Genomic DNA, 16,399 nt, shown 5'->3' with positions numbered 1-16,399 from the left:
GCGAGCCCTGCGCGTGGCACAGGTCCTGTCGCATGCTTCCCACACCCGATACCCTGGACGGCTGGCTGGCCCATGCCGAAACCCTGCATGCCCGCGCGATCGACCTCGGGCTGCAACGGGTCCAGGCGGTGCGCGCGGCCATGGGGCTGGGCTTTTCCTGCCCGGTCATCACGGTAGCCGGCACCAACGGCAAGGGCTCGACCGTGGCCATGCTCGAGTCCATTCTGATTGCGGCTGGCTATCGGGTGGGCGCCTACACCTCGCCGCATCTGGTGCATTTCGAGGAACGCTGCCGCATCGACGGCCGCAACGTCAGCGCCCAGGCGCTGCTGCCGCATTTCGCCGCGGTTGAACGGGCCCGGCATGCCGCGGGGCAGGAGGGGGCTGCAGTCAGCCTGAGCTATTTCGAGTTCACCACCCTGGCCATCCTGTCGCTGCTGGCCGCGCAGCGTCTGGACGCGGTGATCCTGGAAGTCGGTCTGGGCGGCAGGCTCGACGCGGTCAACGTCATCGACACCGATTGCGCCATTCTCACCAGCATCGACCTGGACCACATGGAATTTCTCGGGCCCGACCGCGAGTCGATTGGTCGCGAGAAGGCTGGCATTCTGCGTCCCGGCAAGCCGGCGATCGTCAGCGATGCGCAGGCGCCGCAGTCGGTGCGCGACCATGCGCAGGCCATCGGCGCCGATCTGTGGCTGGCCGGGCGCGATTTCCACTACACCCACCTGCCGCAGCAGTGGAGCTGGCAGGGCCGGGCGCAGCGGCGGCATAGCCTGGCGTTTCCGGCGCTGCGCGGGGCCAATCAACTGCTCAACGCCAGCGGCGTGCTCGCCGCGCTGGAGGCGCTGCAAGCCGTGCTGCCGGTGGCGGCGCAGGCGGTGCGCGAGGGGTTTGCGCGCGCCGAGATCCCGGGGAGGTTCCAGGTGCTGGCGGGGCAGCCGACGGTCGTGCTCGATGTCGGCCACAACCCGCATGCCATTGCCGTTCTGGCCGAAAACCTCGACAGCATGGGGTATTTTCCGTTTACCCACGCGGTTTTCGGTGCCATGGGCGACAAAGACATCGCCGGCATGCTGCGCCGTGTGCTGCCGCTGATCGACGTTTGGCATCTGTGCGATCTGCCCACCCCGCGGGCGGCCAAGGCACAGCAGATCGCCGCGCAACTGCAGTCGCTGCAGCCGCAGGCCCGTGTGCATCTGCATGCCGACCCGATGCAGGCGCTGTACGCTGCGGCTGCGGGGGCGGACCTGGCCGATAGAATCGTGGTGTTTGGCTCCTTCTACACCGTCGGCGGTGTGCTGCAGCAGGGGCTACCTCGCTTACATGGCAAGCATCTGAACCCTTCCCCGCAATGACCTTTGGCGCACCCCGCAACTCTGCCCGTCGCGGCAGCCGCACCGACGGCTCGGACACCCAGAGCCAGGACAGTCTGCGCGCGCGGGCGCGCCGCCGGCTGATCGGTGCGGTGGCGCTGGTGTTGCTGGGGGTGATCGTGTTTCCGCTGGTGTTCGATTCCAAGCCCAAGCCGGTGCCGTCGAACATCGCTCTGGACATTCCGGCGCAGAACAAGGTGCCGGCGCTGTCGGTGCCGGCTTCCGCGCCGATGCTGGCCGCTGCCTCGGCGGTTGCGGTGCCGCCACCCGAGCACGCATCCGTGGTCAGGCCGGCCAGCAATCCAGCGCCTGCGACAACCCCGGCGGCGTCCGCCGCGCCGCAGGTCGCCGCGTCCCAGGCTGCACCGGCTGCCGCACCGCCTGCGGCCAAACCTGCGGTCAAGCCCGAGGCGCCGCAACCAGCGGCCAAACCCGCGGTGACGTCCAAACAGCCCGCCGCGCCCACGCAATCCCGGGAGATCGCCAGTGCACGCCAGGCGCTCGCGGCGCTGGAGGGCAAGCCGGCCGATCAGATCACGTTGGCGCAGGTCGAGGCGGCGCTGGCGCACAAGGTGCAGGCTGCGCAGCATGACGCGGCGCCGTCCAACGCACGGTATGTGGTGCAGGCCGGGGCGTATGCCGATGCGCATGCCGCGCAGGCGGTGCGCAACAAGATCGAGGCGGCCGGGCTGAAGACCTATACCCAGGTGGTCGATACACCGCAGGGCAAGCGGGTGCGGGTGCGGGTCGGCCCGTTTGCCTCGCGTGAGGAGGCCGAGCGCGCCCTGCGCAAGCTCCAGGGGCTCGGCCTTGGCGGCGCGGTGCTGACATTGTGAGCCCGCTGGATTGGTTTTTGCTCGTGGTGGTGAGCTTGAGCGTGCTGGTCAGCCTGTTGCGCGGCGCGGTGTACGAAATCGTCACGTTACTCGGCTGGATCGGCGGGGTCTGGTTCGCGGCGCATTTCGCGCCCGCGGTGGGCGCCAGGTATCTGCTGGCGATCGACAACGCCGAGATGCGGCTTCTCGCCGCCTATGCGATGTGTTTCATCGTCGTGGTGCTGGGGGCGGGCATTCTGGCGTCGATGCTGCGGCTGGTGCTGCGCGCTACAGGGCTGGGTGTGTTCGACCGCAGTATGGGTGCGCTCATCGGACTGGTCAAGGGCGTGGCGCTATCGCTGCTGCTGGTGGCGTTGGCAGCCCAGACCGCACTGGCGCAGAGTGCGATGTGGAAGAACGCCGTGCTCATTCCCCCGGCACAGTCTCTGTTGCTGGTGCTGCGTCCCTGGCTGCCGGTTGCGCTGGTGGGCCATCTGACGCAGCGCTGAATCTCGGCCGGTTTTCCTTTCCTGAAAGATCACTCCATGTGCGGCATCGTCGGCGTCATCTCCCAGCAACCCGTCAACCAGCTGCTGTATGACGCACTGCTGCTGCTGCAGCACCGCGGGCAGGATGCCGCGGGCATCGTCACCGGCGCGGGCAACAAGCTCTACATGCACAAGGCGCGCGGCATGGTGCGCGATGTGTTTCGCACTCGCAACATGCGCTCGCTGCCGGGCCATTACGGCATCGGCCAGGTGCGCTATCCCACAGCGGGCAACGCCGATAGCGAGGAGGAGGCGCAACCGTTTTATGTCAACGCGCCGTTCGGCATCGCGCTGGCGCACAACGGCAATCTGATCAACGCGGTGGCGCTCAAGCGTGAGCTGTTCACGGTCGATCATCGCCACATCAACACCGAGTCGGACACCGAGGTGCTGATCAACGTGCTGGCGCACGAGCTCGAACAGCGCACGCACGGCCTGCCGCTGTCGGTGACCGATCTCTTTGCCGCGGTGCGCGCGGTGCATCAGCGCTTGCGCGGCTCGTATGCCGTGGTCGCGCTGATCGCCGGACATGGGATGCTGGCGTTTCGCGATCCTTACGGCATCCGCCCGCTGTGCTTTGGCCGCTCGGCCGACGGCAGCGAGATCATGGTGGCGAGCGAATCGGTGGCACTCGAAGGCACGGGCTTTCGCTTCGAGCGCGACATCGCCCCGGGCGAGGCGATTTTCATCGATCTGCAGGGGCGCCTGCAGTCCGAGCAGTGCGCGGCGGTGCAACAGCTCAATCCCTGCATTTTCGAATTCGTCTATCTGGCCCGCCCGGATTCGGTGCTCGACGGTGTGTCGGTCTACCGGGCGCGGCTGCGCATGGGCGAAACGCTCGCGCAGCGCGTGATCTCTGTCTTGCCGCCCAGCGAGATCGATGTGGTCATCCCCATTCCCGAATCGAGCCGCCCGTCGGCGATGCAACTGGCGCACAAGATCGGGCGCCCCTACCGCGAAGGGTTCGTCAAGAACCGCTATGTGGGCCGCACCTTCATCATGCCGGGGCAGGCCGTGCGCAAGAAATCGGTGCGGCAAAAACTCAATGCCATCGGTCAGGAGTTCGCCGGGCGCAATGTGCTGCTGGTCGACGATTCAATCGTGCGCGGCACCACCTCGCGCGAAATCGTGCAAATGGCACGCGAGGCCGGCGCGCGCAAGGTCTATCTGGCCTCGGCGGCGCCGCCGGTGCGCTATCCCAATATCTACGGCATCGACATGCCCACCGCGTCCGAGCTGGTCGCGCACAACCGCAGCTTGGAAGAAATCCGCCAGATCATCGGCGCTGACGTGCTGATCTACCAAGACCTCGACGCGATGAAGCGGGTGATCCGCGAGATCAACCCGGCGATCGCCGGGTTCGAGGCCTCATGCTTTGACGGCTGCTACATCGCCGGCACACTGCCGCAAGGCGAAGGCGGTCAGCCGGGCGCGAACGTGGCAGCGCCTGGCGCCGGTCAGCTGAGCCTGCAGTGCGCCGAGCAACAAGGTGAAGCGCCATGAGCGACACGCCACACCACGACCCTTCGCTGGGGCTGGATACCCTGGCCGTGCGTCAGGCGCTGCCGCGTTCGCAGTATGGCGAGCACAGCGAGGCGCTGTTTCTCACCAGCAGCTTCGTGCATCCCGATGCGGCCACCGCCGCGGCGCGCTTTGCCGGCGAGCAGGACGGCTTCGTCTATTCGCGTTTTTCCAATCCCACCGTCTCCAGCTTCGAGCAGCGGCTGGCTGCACTCGAAGGCGCCGAGGCCTGCATGGCCACCAGCAGCGGCATGGCGGCGATCCTGCTGCTGGCGATGGCCATGCTCAAGGCAGGCGACCATGTGATCTGCTCGCAGGCGGTCTTCGGCTCGACCGTCAATCTGTTCGGTCGGGAACTGGCACGCTTTGGCGTCGACACTACGTTCGTGTCGCAGACCGACCTGCGGCAATGGGCGGACGCGCTGCGGCCCAACACCCGCCTGCTGTTCGCCGAGACACCGTCTAACCCGCTGACCGAGGTGTGCGATATCGCCGCACTCGCCGATCTGGCGCACGGCGCCGGTGCCGAGCTCGTGGTCGACAACTGCTTTTGCTCGCCCGCCCTGCAGCGCCCACTTGCCCTCGGCGCCGACTGGGTGATCCACTCCGGCACCAAATACCTCGACGGGCAGGGCAGGGTGATTGCTGGTGCAGTGTGTGGCCGTGCCGTACCGATCCACGACAGGCTGCTGCCGGTGCAGCGCACGGTGGGCATGACGCTGTCGCCTTTCAACGCCTGGGTGGTGCTCAAGGGCATGGAAACCCTGGGCGTGCGCATGGCCGCGCACAGCGCGTCGGCGCTGGTGCTGGCGCAGTGGCTGCAGGCGCACCCGGCGGTGGCGCGCGTGTTCTATCCCGGACTGGCCTCGCACCCGCAGCATGCGCTGGCCATGCGCCAGCAAAAGACAGGCGGCGCGGTGCTGTCGTTCGAACTCGAGGCCGCAGACCCCGAGCAGGCGCGGGCGAGGGCGTTTCATGTGATCGACCAGACCCGCATCTGCTCCATCACTGCCAACCTTGGCGATACCAAGACCACCATCACCCACCCGGCGACCACCACCCACGGCCGCCTGCGCGAGGAGCAGCGGCAGGCTGCCGGCATCGGCCAGGGTCTGATCCGTCTGGCAGTTGGCTTGGAAGACCTGGCCGATCTGCAGCGCGATCTGGCGCGCGGCCTGGACACCCTGACCTGATCGCCTTCCCCCGGCTCGATCGATTGCCGTGCAGGCGTTTTCTCCCGACCATCCCATGTCCATCCCAACCCAACGCGTTCGCACCCGCTTTGCTCCCAGTCCGACCGGGTTCATCCACCTAGGCAACATCCGTTCCGCGCTGTACCCTTGGGCGTTTGCGCGTCATCACGGCGGCGACTTCATCCTGCGGATCGAGGACACCGACACTGAGCGTTCGTCGCAAGAGGCGGTGCAGGTCATCCTGCAGGCCATGGACTGGCTGGGGCTGGATTACGACGAGGGCCCCTACTACCAGATGCAGCGCATGCCGCGTTACCGCGAGGTGCTCGAGCAGTTGCGCCAGTCCGGCATGGTCTATCCCTGCTACATGTCCAGCGCCGAACTCGACGCCTTGCGCGAGCGCCAGATCGCCGCCAAGCAAAAGCCCCGCTATGACGGCACCTGGCGCCCGGAACCCGGCAAGATCCTGCCGCCGGTTCCCGCGGGTGTGCAACCGGTGTGGCGTTTCAAAACACCGACTACGGGCGTGGTGGCCTGGGACGACTTTGTCAAGGGCCGGGTCGAAATCCGCAATGACGAGCTCGATGATCTGGTCGTCGCCCGCTCCGACGGCACTCCGACTTACAACTTCTGCGTGGTGGTCGACGACATTGACATGGGCATCACCGACGTGATCCGCGGCGACGACCATGTCAACAACACCCCGCGGCAGCTGCACATCTTCCACGCCCTGGGCGCCACCCCGCCGCGCTATGCGCATCTGCCCACGGTGCTCAACGAAAAGGGTGAGAAGCTGTCCAAGCGCAACGGCGCCAAGAGTGTGCTGCAGTATCGGGACGAGGGGTTCTTGCCCGATGCCGTGATCAACTACCTAGCCCGCTTGGGCTGGTCGCACGGCGATGCAGAGATTTTTTCGCGCGAGCAATTCGTCGAATGGTTCGACCTCGACCACCTCGGCAGTTCCCCCGCACAGTTCGACGAGGCCAAGCTGCGCTGGCTCAATGCGCACTACATCAAGCACACCCCGCCGGAAACCCTGGCCACGCTGGTGCGCCCGTGGCTGGAAAAAGAAGGCATTTCGACCGAGTCTGCCGATCTGACCGCGGTCTGCGCGCTGCTGCACGACCGGGCGCAGACCCTGGTCGAACTGGCGCAGCAGACCATGTTGTTTTATCGCCCGACCGCGCCCGACGCTGCGGTGCTGGCGCATCATCTGGGCGAACAGGGCAGGGCGGCGGTCGCGGCGTTGCGGGCGCAGCTGGCGGCACTGCCGCACTGGTCGCGCGAAGAGATCGGCGCTGCGTTCAAGACCGTGCTCAAACAGCACGGCCTCAAAATGCCGCAGCTGGCCATGCCGGTGCGGCTGATGGTGACCGGCCGCGAACAGACCCCGGCGGTCGATGCCGTGCTCGCGCTGCTGGGCCGTGAGACTGTGCTGCAACGCATCGATGCCTATCTGTTCTGAACATACCGCCGGCGCAGACAGCATTCGAGCATACGTCCGGTTATAATTATCAGGTGTTCAACGGGGTGATTTTTCTGTGGCATGTGGTATGCGGCAGACACTTTCATCCCACAGTTCCATCAGAGGGGTAAACGTGGCAAAAGCGACAACCACAGGCAAAACCAACGGTGTTGAACTCAACGAGTCAAACTCCTTCTCCACCACAAAGCCCGCAGATCCCTGGGATCTGATGATGCGCAACGCCGAGGAAGTGGCCTCCACCTTCCGCAAGCGGCCCCAGGTCAAGGTGTCCTCACCCTGGCGCGAAGGATTCGGCAGACCGCTGTCGCAGCGCTCCCGCGAAATCTACGAGCACATCACGGCAAACAAAACCCGCCTGAAGCAGAAATAAGCCATTCTCGGCACGAAGCGCCTGCACGGTCAACTGGGCAGGCGCTTTTTCTTTTCTGTGCCACTCAGAAGTTGTGAATCGTTCTGCTGCGCGGCCCGCTGGCCGTAAAGCGCGGTGTTCGGGTCTGGCCGATCTGATTGATTTGTCTGGGTCCTGCGCGCTGTGCGCATGAGCAGCAGGCCGCTCGCAACGACATCTTCACAACTTCTCAGCGCCGTGTGGCCGCCTCGCGCGCCAGGGTCAGTGCGCACTCCGGCACCAGCGCGGGTCCGCGGTAGATCAGACCGGTGTAGAGCTGCACCAGATCGGCACCGGCCCGCAGCTTTTCCACCGCATCCTCCCCGTGCAGGATGCCACCCACGCCGATGATCGGGAAGTCGCGTCCCAGGCGCTGACGCAAGCGCGCGATCACCCGGGTGGATGCCGCGCGCAGTGGCACGCCGCTCAGCCCGCCGGCTTCGTATGCATGCGGCAGGCCGGCCACTGCCTCGCGCGCCACCGTGGTGTTGGTGGCGATGACACCGTCAAGCCCATGTTCCAGTAGCTGCGCGGCGATCAGGTCGATGTCAGGTTCTTCCAGGTCGGGCGCGATTTTCAGCAGCATTGGCACCTGTCGACCGTGTTGCTGCGCCAATTGCTCGCGCGTGGCCACCAGCCCGCGCAGCAGGGCGTGCAGCGCGTCGTCCTGCTGCAGTTGCCGCAGGTTCTTGGTGTTGGGCGAGGAGATGTTGATGCTGACATAGTCGGCCTCGGCATAGACCGCCTGCAGACCGAGGCGATAGTCGTCCAGCGCCTGCTCGACCGGGGTGCTGGCGTTCTTGCCGATGTTCAGCCCGATCGGCACGGGCCGTTGGCTGCGGCGCACGTTGCGCAGAAAGGCCTCCAGTCCGGCGTTGTTGAAGCCCATGCGATTGATCAGTGCCTGCGCCTGTGGCAGACGGAACATGCGTGGCGTCGGGTTGCCTGGCTGCGCGCGGGGGGTGACCGTGCCGACCTCGATGAAGCCAAATCCCATCGCCGCCAGTGCGTCGATGGCCTCGCCGTTCTTGTCCAGACCGGCGGCCAATCCGACCCGGTTGGCAAAGCGTAGCCCGAACAGTTCCACCGGGTCGCTGACCGGGGCATGGGCGTAGAGGATCGACAGTCCGGCAGAATGTGCCAGCCGGATGCCGTGCAGCGTGAGGCGATGCGCCCATTCTGGGTTGAGGCGGAACAAAATCGGGCGAATCAGCGAATAGGGCAGGGGCATGAGCGCAGCGCGTGCCGCTGCACGGGTGCGCGCGGCGATAATGAAGCCTCACATTTTTTGCGAAGATCCGAAATGACGCAAGACGAACTCAAACAGCAGGTCGCGGCCGCCGCACTGGCCCTGGTGCCGCGTGGCGAAATCATTGGCGTGGGCACTGGCTCGACGGTGAACTTTTTTATCGATGCGCTCGCTGGCATCAAGGATCAGATCGCGGGCGCGGTGTCGAGCTCGGAACGGTCCACCGAGCGGTTGCGCGCCCAAGGCATCCCGGTGGTCGATCTCAATGCGGTCAAGCAACTGCCAGTGTATGTGGATGGCGCGGACGAGATCGACCCATCTGGCGCCATGATCAAGGGCGGCGGTGGAGCGCTCACCCGCGAGAAGATCATCGCTGAAGCCGCCGATCGCTTCATCTGCATCGTCGACCAGAGTAAGCTGGTGCCGGTGCTGGGCAAGTTTCCCCTGCCTGTCGAGGTGGTGCCGATGGCGCGTGAACTGGTGGCGCGGCGCCTGCGCGCCCTTGGCGGCGATCCACGCGAGCGCAGCGGCTACATCACCGACAACGGCAATCTGATCCTGGATGTGCACGGTCTGCAGATCACGCAGCCGAGGGAGTTCGAGACTCGGGTCAACCAGATCCCGGGCGTGGTCACCGTCGGGTTGTTTGCCCTGCGCGGTGCGGATGTCGCGCTGGTTGGCACACCGGGCGGCGTCGAGCGGCGCGACTTTGTCTGACCGCAGACATCAGAAGCGAAACCCCTTTGGCGCGTTCGGATTGGGTGGCGGCGACACGGACAGCGCACCTGCGCTGCTGGCAGTATTTGGCATGGCGCTCTTTCCCGCCGCAGCAGGGGCGGGTGGCACCAGTTCCGTGGCCATGGGGCGCACATAGCTGCGCGGCAGCACATTGGTTTTGGGATAGCCTGCGGCGTCCAGTGCCGTGCCCCAACTGCTCGCGCTGAAGCCGGGGGGCAGCCGGGTGTCGCCGACTGCCAGCAACGGCAGGCGGTCACTGCCCTGGGACAGCGCTTTGTATGCCTTGATGTCGGCGTTGCTCGTGATTATTTTTTCGGTGAACGGGATGCCGCGCTGCTGCAGGAAGTCGCGGGCCGCGTCGCAGGCATCGCATTGCGGCGTGGTGTAGAGCGTCACGGGATATTTGCGTGCGGCCTCGCGCAGTGCGGGCGGGAAGTCCGCATCTGCAGTTTGCGGCGCGGTGGACTTGCCGGTGCCGAGCGACTGCACGGTCTTGCCTTGCGGGCTGCTCGGCGGAAGGTCGCTGAAGGTCACCGAGCCATCGGGGCCAATGATTTTGTAAATGGCCCAGGCTGGGCCTGCCGACCACAGGCCCAGCCCGATCGCGGCAGACAAGACAAAGGCGCGGCGTTGGAGACGTTTCATCGGAATGCGCTGCAAGTGAACTCGAGGTGGCAAGTGTGCCATGACCGCCCGCGTTTCGGGGGGCGCCGAGCGGTGTTTTTGCCACAGCGCGGGAGGAGGCATGCGGTCAGACGTTCGCGGTCATGCCGCCGTGGCGAAGCAGGGCGTCGATGCGCGGTTCGCGGCCACGGAAGGCCTTGAACGCATCGATCGCATCGCGGCTGCCGCCTACGGCGAGGATGGACTGCCAGTAGCTCTGGCCCACCGCGGGGTTCAGCGGCCCCTCTTGCTCGAAGCGCTCGTAGGCGTCGGCCGACAGCACCTCGGCCCATTTGTAGCTGTAGTAGCCCGCGGCATAGCCGCCGGCGAAGACGTGCGAGAAGCTACAGACGAAGCGGTTGTAGGGCGGTGGCTGTACCACAGCGATCTCACGCCGGTTGTCCTCGACCAGCGCCTCGATCGCCTCTGGGGTGAAGGTGGTGAGATCGTGGTGCAGCCGCATGTCGAGCAGCGCAAACTCGACCTGCCGCAGAGTCTGCATGCCGGACTGGAAATTCTTGGCCGCGCGCATTTTGTCGAATAGCTCGCGCGGCATCGGCTCGCCGGTGTCCACATGCCGGGTGAGAAAACGCAGCACGTCCCATTCCCAGCAGAAGTTTTCCATCAGCTGGCTGGGCAGCTCGACCGCGTCCCATTCGACCCCCGAAATGCCCGACACCGCGATGTCGTCCACCTGTGTGAGCATGTGGTGCAGGCCGTGACCGAACTCGTGGAACAGGGTCTGCACATCGTCGTGGGTGAGCAGCGCCGGCTTGCCGCCGACCGGCGACGGGAAGTTGCAGGTCAGGGTGGCCACCGGGGTCTGCAGCGTGCCGTCGGCGCGCCGCCAGCGCGAGCGCACATGATCCATCCACGCGCCGGAGCGCTTGCCTTCGCGGGCGTAGAGATCGAGGTAGAACAGGCCGACGGTCTGGCCGCCGGCATCGTCGATGCGGTAGAGCGCGACATCCGGATGCCAGGCGCGGATGTCGCCGTCCACCTTGTGCAGCCGCAGGCCGAACAGGGTTTCGACCACCCGGAACAGCCCGGCGATGACCGTGGGCAGGGTGAAATACTGTCGCACCTCCTGTTCGGACAGTGCGTAGCGGGACTGCCGCAGCTTTTCCGAGGCCCAGGGTAGATCCCAGGCCTCGAGATGGGTCAGGCCGAGCTGCTCGCGGGCGAAGCTGCGCAATGTGTCGAGATCGCGCTGCGCAAAGGGCCGGGCGCGGGCAGCCAGATCGCGCAGAAAATCCATGACCTGCTGCGGGCTGTCGGCCATCTTGGGCACCAGCGAGACTTCGGCGTAGTTGGCATAGCCCAGCAGCCGCGCTTCCTCGGCGCGCAGCGCCAGGATTTCGGCCATGATGGCGGAATTATCGAAGCGCGCATCGCCCAGTTCGCTGGCGCGGGTGACATAGGCGCGGTACAGGCGTTCGCGCAGCGGGCGATGGTCACCGTGCTGCATCACCGGCAGGTAAGACGGGGCATGTAGGGTGAACTTGTAGCCCGCGCGGCCGTCGCGCTGCGCGGCTTCGCGTGCGGCCTGCAGGACGTCGGCTGGAATGCCGGCGACCTCGTCGTCTGCGACATACTCGGCATGCGCAGCGGTGGCGTCGAGCACGTGCTCAGAAAAGGTCTGGTTGAGCGCGGCCAGTCGCTCCTGGATTTCGGCATAGCGGGTGCGCGCCGCGCCCTGCAGCAGGGCACCGCCAAGGCGGAAATCGCGCAGGGCATGGCGGATGATGCGCTGGCGCGTCGGGCTGAGGGCGGCGAAGTCGGCCCTTTGCTCCAGCGCCTGATACTGGCGCAACAGGCCCTCGTGCTGCCCCAGCCGGGTCCAGAATTCGGTCACACGCGGCAGCATCGCGTTGTAGGCGGCGCGCAGCTCGGGGGTGTCGGCCACCGAGTTGAGGTGACTGACCACACCCCAGGCGCGGCCGAGCTGTTCGGTGGCGCGCTCCAGCGGCTCGACCACGGTGTCCCAGCCAGGCGGAGTGTCGGGGCGGGTGACCTGATCGAGGGTTTGCTCGGCCGCAGCAATCAGCGCGTCGAGCGCGGGTGCGATGTGCGCGGGCCGGACCGCGGCGTAGTCGGGCAGGTCATCGAAATCGCACAGCGGATTGCCGGCAGGGAGTGTGGCGGTCATGGAGCGGAAGCGGGCGTGATGCGCTGTATTATGGGCTGCCGAGCGCGTGCTCGCAGGCCTGCAGGGTATTGACCAGCAGCATGGCAATGGTCATCGGGCCGACGCCGCCGGGCACCGGGGTGATCCAGCCAGCGACCTCGCTGACCGCGGCGAAGTCGACGTCGCCGCAGAGCTTGCCCTGGGCGTTGCGGTTCATACCCACATCGATGACCACCGCGCCAGGCTTGACCATGTCGGCGGTGATCAGGTTTTCCCGCCCGACGGCAGCCACCAGAATGTCTGCCTGCCGGCAGACCGTGCCGAGATCGGTGGTGCCGCTGTGCGCGATGGTCACCGTGGCATTGGCCGCCAGCAGCATCAGCGCCATCGGCTTGCCGACGATGTTCGAGCGGCCCACCACCACGGCGGACTTGCCGCGCAGGTCGTGCAAACCGACGGATTCGAGCATTTTCATGCAGCCATACGGGGTGCAGGGCCTGAAGCCGGGACGGCCGACCATCAGCGCCCCGGCGCTGGCCACATGGAATCCATCCACATCCTTCGCGGGCGAAATGGCCTCGATCACTTTGTGGGCGTCGATGTGCCTGGGCAGCGGCAGCTGGACCAGAATGCCGTGGATCGCCGGGTCGGCGTTGAGCGCGGCAATGCGCAAGAGCAGCGCCGCCTCAGGCAAGTCGGCGGGATGGTGCTCGAGTACGGAATGGATGCCTGTCTGCTCGCAGGCTTTGATCTTGTTGCGCACATAGACCTGGCTGGCCGGGTTGTCACCCACCAGGATGACCGCCAGCCCCGGCTGGCGACCAGCCTGTGTGCAGGTGCGCGCGCGCTGCGCCACCTCGGCGCGGATTTGGGCGGACAGGGCGAGACCGTCGATGCGTTGGGCTGTCATGGGGGCTTTACGTGTTGAGGATGCCGGCGCACACGCCCGCAGCGGCGCGCGGACTGTGCTCAGGCCGGGAGCGGCAGGTCACTTGGCGCCTAGCGCGATCTTGAGCAAATCGGCCACGGTGCTGACGCCGAGCTTTTCCATGATGTTGGCGCGGTGGGCTTCCACCGTCTTGATGCTGATGTTGAGGTCGTCGGCGATCTGCTTGTTCAGCCGACCGGCGACGATGCGCTCGAGGACCTGCGATTCGCGTGCGGTGAGCTTGCCTAGCAGCGCGCCGCGGCTGGCCTGCGCCTGCTGCTGCTCGGCGTCGAGTCGAGCCTTTTGCAGCATGCGGTCGACCAGATCGCGCAGCACCACTTCGTTGAAGGGCTTTTCGATGAAGTCCACGGCGCCTTTTTTCATGGTCTCCACCGCCATCGGCACATCGCCATGACCGGTGATGAATACCAGCGGCATCCTACAGCCGCGGCGCAGCAGTTCGTCCTGCAGTTCTAGACCGTTCATGCCGGGCATGCGCACATCGACGATCAGACAGGCGATCTCGCGCGGATCGAACCGCGCGAGGAAACTCTCGGCAGAGTCGAAGCAGCGCACGCGGTAGTCGTTGCCTTCGAGCAGCCACTGGAGCGAGTCGCGCACGGCTTCGTCGTCATCGACCACGTACACGGTGCCTTTGCTTGCTGTTTTCATGCGCTTGGAGTGGGTCAGAAGCGGGAGGGAAGAAAGTCCGGCTGCGCACCGTTGCCCGGCGACTGTGGCCGGGTATTGGGTGCGCCAAGCGGCAGTGTGAAGCTGAAAATGCACCCGGCAATCACCCCCTGATTGTAATAATTCTCGGCCCACAGACGACCCTGGTGGTACTCGATGATCGAGCGGCAGATGTTCAGGCCGATGCCCAGGCCCTCGGTCTTGGTGGTGTAGAAGGCTTCGAACAGACGTTCCATGACCGCGTCGTCGATGCCGGTGCCATGATCCTTGACTGAGAAGGTCACGCGCTCGGCGTCGGCCGTCACCTTGAGCTCGATGCTGCGTAGATTGCCTTGCCGCCCGGTCTTGTCCACCGACTCGGCTGCGTTGCGCAGCAGGTTGAGCAGCACTTGCTCGATCAGGATGGGGTCGGCATACAGCGGCGGAATGCCGGGCGCGACGAAGTTGAGCAGGCGTACATTGCGCCGGGTGAGCTCGATGTCGGCCAGCTCCAGAGTGTTGCGCACGATGTCCTGCACGCGGCAGGACACGCGCGCCGGTTCGCTCTTTTTGACAAAGTCACGCACCCGCTTGATGACCCCGGCGGCGCGCTGCGCCTGTCGCGCGGTTTTATCCAGCGCATCGAGCAGTTGGTGCTGCGCCATGCCGTGGGTCTTGATGCGGGCGATCATGCCCGAGATGTAGTTGCTGATCGCAGTCAGCGGCTGGTTGAGCTCGTGCGCCAGCGAAGACGCCATCTCGCCCATGGTGATCAGGCGGCTGGTGATCTGCGCCTTCTCTTCCTGCTTGCGGGCGGTTTCCTCGGCGCGTTTGCGCGGGGTGATGTCGGTGGCGATGAGCAGTTGCGCCACCCGGCCGTCCACCCACTGCATGTAGCGTTGGCGCACATCGAACCAGCGGTCGAGGGCCTCGACATAGGTTTCGTGCGCATTGGAATGGCCGTCGAGGATTTCCTCGGCCGGCAGCCCGGCGAAGGAATCGACCGTATCGGCATGATCGTCGTCGGCCACCGAGGTGAGCTGCCCGCCGTTGAGCATCAGGTGGCCATGCACCGACGCGCCGAACCATTGGCGGTAGAGCTTGTTGGCAAACAGCGGCTCTTCTGTGCCCAGCGAGATGACCGACACCGCAGCATCCAGCCCTTCGAGCACAGCGACGAAGCGCTCGTGCGAGGCGGCCAGCTCCTGGCGGATGCGCGTCGGCTCGGTGATGTCGGTGACCGACATGATCCAGCCGGTCTGCTTTTCGCGCACATCGATCAGCGGCGAGACATACACCCGCGCGTCGAATTCGCTGCCGTTCTTGCGCCGAATCTTCAGCGCAAAGCCCGAGGGCGGCGCCAGACCGTCGAGGCTTTGCTGGATTGCCAGCGCCATTTCCGCGCCCTGCTGCGACGGCCAGTACGGATAGGGCGGTTGGCTTCCGATCAGATCGGCTTCCTCGAACCCGGTCATGCGGCAGAATGACAGATTCACATACTGAATGCGTCCCTGCATGTCCACGGCCTGCATGCCGGTGGACAGCGAATTTTCGATGGCGCGGCGAAACGCGGTCTCGCGGGTCAACGCCTCCTGCGCGCTCAGGCGCTGGCGCAACTGGTTCCAGCTGGTCAGCAGCGTCCACAACGTCAGCGCCGACAGCAGGAACACGCTCCAGTACAGGCCCCGCGTGGTCCAGCTGGGGCTGCTGCGGTAGCTGCTGACCTGCAGCACCAGTCCAGGATCGAAGGGCGGCAGCGGCGCACGGTATTGCAGCGCCTTGTCGCGAATCGGTTGGCTGGAGGCACTGACCAGCAGACGGTCGGCACCGTCGAGCAGCGACACTGCATAGCTGGCGTTCAGATCCTCTGGCACAGAGTTGCGCAAAATGCCCTCGACCGAATACACCAGGCCGACCACTCCGGCGAGCTGGTCGTTGCGCACCACTGGCGTGGCGGTTTCTAGGAGCCAACCGTTGTCTGTGGTCTGGAACGGCGTGGAATACGCGGTACGCTGCGTGAGCAGGGCCTGCTGGATCAGTTGCAGGCTGCTGGCGCGCTTGAGTGTCTTGCCCACCAGCGCGCCGAGCTGCTCGGTGGACAGATTCGGACTGCCTCTCTTGAACACGACCGTGCCATCCGGGTGGGCGTAGTACACGAGCAGAATCTGCGGATAGCTGCGCAGCAGCCGCATCGCCTGCACATCGAAGGGCCCGGCGCGGTCTTCGTGCAGCGACAGATTGTTGGCGATGGCCTGCACCCGGTCCTGCGCCAGGGTCAGGTCTAGGCTGATGCGCTGTTGCGCCCATTCGCTGTCGCGCTGCAGGTTGTCTTTGTCGCGCTGCAGATCGGCCTGCTGCGAGTAGCGCACCAACGCGGCCATCGCCGCCAGAAATAGCACGAACACCACCAGCGGCAGCACAAGCAGCACACGGTCGGACTGCATGCGCCGCAGCAGCGCGCGGGTGCGCAGCAGGCCCAGGCGTTGCGTCCAGTTGCGGCGCCTCAGGATGGCGATGGGCTTGGAAGGTTTCACGGCGTGAGTCTAGGGCCTGTTCTCGCGACTGATGCCCCCGCGTGAACAGGCCCTAGAGTGTCCAGAGAGTCCGTCGGGTGCAACCGCGGCTTGCTGCACTGCAGGTGCACTGCAGCGTCTTTGCGCAGGCGCAGTTCACGCGTCGAATCCAGGGGATCGATCG

14 protein-coding genes are annotated in these 16,399 nt (G+C 65.8%); 8 read left to right on the top strand and 6 right to left on the bottom strand.

Annotated elements, in window-relative coordinates:
• Nucleotides 1-32 precede the first annotated feature (32 nt).
• The 7 genes from folC (at nt 33) to ACZ47F_RS00885 (ending at nt 7,309) form a co-directional block, all read left to right on the top strand.
• Nucleotides 33-1,358, top strand: coding sequence for a bifunctional tetrahydrofolate synthase/dihydrofolate synthase (gene folC / locus ACZ47F_RS00915; RefSeq protein WP_464925439.1), 1,326 nt, complete (start codon nt 33-35; stop codon nt 1,356-1,358).
• On the top strand, nt 1,355-2,212 hold the full coding sequence (locus ACZ47F_RS00910; protein ID WP_464925438.1) for an SPOR domain-containing protein: 858 nt from the start codon (nt 1,355-1,357) through the stop codon (nt 2,210-2,212). Before folC ends, ACZ47F_RS00910 begins: the two co-directional genes overlap by 4 nt.
• Nucleotides 2,209-2,700, top strand: a complete 492-nt coding sequence (locus tag ACZ47F_RS00905; RefSeq protein ID WP_464925437.1) for a CvpA family protein — start codon at nt 2,209-2,211, stop codon at nt 2,698-2,700. The genes ACZ47F_RS00910 and ACZ47F_RS00905 overlap by 4 nt, the downstream gene beginning before the upstream one ends.
• A 36-nt stretch (nt 2,701-2,736) precedes the next feature.
• A complete protein-coding gene (purF, locus tag ACZ47F_RS00900) occupies nt 2,737-4,242 on the top strand; it encodes an amidophosphoribosyltransferase (protein ID WP_464925436.1) in 1,506 nt (501 codons plus the stop codon).
• Entirely contained in the window at nt 4,239-5,453 is a 1,215-nt protein-coding gene (locus ACZ47F_RS00895) for an O-succinylhomoserine sulfhydrylase (protein WP_464925435.1), read from the top strand. The genes purF and ACZ47F_RS00895 overlap by 4 nt, the downstream gene beginning before the upstream one ends.
• Before the next feature lie 55 nt (nt 5,454-5,508).
• Entirely contained in the window at nt 5,509-6,918 is a 1,410-nt protein-coding gene (gltX, locus tag ACZ47F_RS00890; RefSeq protein ID WP_464925434.1) for a glutamate--tRNA ligase, read from the top strand.
• A gap of 133 nt (nt 6,919-7,051) precedes the next feature.
• The gene (locus ACZ47F_RS00885) at nt 7,052-7,309 is read left to right on the top strand and encodes a hypothetical protein (protein WP_464925433.1); all 258 of its coding nucleotides are present in this window, start codon (nt 7,052-7,054) and stop codon (nt 7,307-7,309) included.
• A 208-nt stretch (nt 7,310-7,517) separates the two neighbouring features.
• On the opposite strand, the gene ACZ47F_RS00880 is transcribed toward ACZ47F_RS00885, so the two are convergent.
• Nucleotides 7,518-8,558: a quinone-dependent dihydroorotate dehydrogenase gene (locus ACZ47F_RS00880; RefSeq protein WP_464925432.1), complete on the bottom strand. Its 1,041-nt coding sequence runs from the start codon at nt 8,556-8,558 to the stop codon at nt 7,518-7,520.
• Nucleotides 8,559-8,630: 72 nt separating this feature from the next.
• On the opposite strand from ACZ47F_RS00880, the gene rpiA reads away from it, so the two are divergent.
• Nucleotides 8,631-9,293, top strand: coding sequence for a ribose-5-phosphate isomerase RpiA (gene rpiA, locus ACZ47F_RS00875; protein ID WP_464925431.1), 663 nt, complete (start codon nt 8,631-8,633; stop codon nt 9,291-9,293).
• Nucleotides 9,294-9,302: 9 nt separating this feature from the next.
• On the opposite strand, the gene ACZ47F_RS00870 is transcribed toward rpiA, so the two are convergent.
• The 5 genes from ACZ47F_RS00870 to ACZ47F_RS00850 all read right to left on the bottom strand — a co-directional run bounded on the left by ACZ47F_RS00870 (nt 9,303) and on the right by ACZ47F_RS00850 (nt 16,236).
• Nucleotides 9,303-9,959 (bottom strand): glutaredoxin family protein, encoded by a 657-nt coding sequence (locus ACZ47F_RS00870; protein ID WP_464925430.1) that lies wholly within the window; start codon nt 9,957-9,959, stop codon nt 9,303-9,305.
• Between the two features lie 106 nt (nt 9,960-10,065).
• Entirely contained in the window at nt 10,066-12,126 is a 2,061-nt protein-coding gene (locus ACZ47F_RS00865) for a M3 family metallopeptidase (RefSeq protein ID WP_464925429.1), read from the bottom strand.
• A gap of 28 nt (nt 12,127-12,154) precedes the next feature.
• The gene (gene folD / locus ACZ47F_RS00860; protein ID WP_464925428.1) at nt 12,155-13,015 is read right to left on the bottom strand and encodes a bifunctional methylenetetrahydrofolate dehydrogenase/methenyltetrahydrofolate cyclohydrolase FolD; all 861 of its coding nucleotides are present in this window, start codon (nt 13,013-13,015) and stop codon (nt 12,155-12,157) included.
• Between the two features lie 78 nt (nt 13,016-13,093).
• A complete protein-coding gene (locus ACZ47F_RS00855) occupies nt 13,094-13,705 on the bottom strand; it encodes a response regulator transcription factor (protein ID WP_464925427.1) in 612 nt (203 codons plus the stop codon).
• A gap of 14 nt (nt 13,706-13,719) precedes the next feature.
• Nucleotides 13,720-16,236, bottom strand: a complete 2,517-nt coding sequence (locus ACZ47F_RS00850) for a PAS domain-containing sensor histidine kinase (protein ID WP_464925426.1) — start codon at nt 16,234-16,236, stop codon at nt 13,720-13,722.
• Between the last annotated feature and the right edge of the window lie 163 nt (nt 16,237-16,399).

It is taken from the genome of Thiomonas islandica (assembly GCF_055383445.1).
The sequence above is the reverse complement of the archived record's forward strand: the minus strand, read 5'-3'. Positions and strand labels throughout refer to the sequence as shown.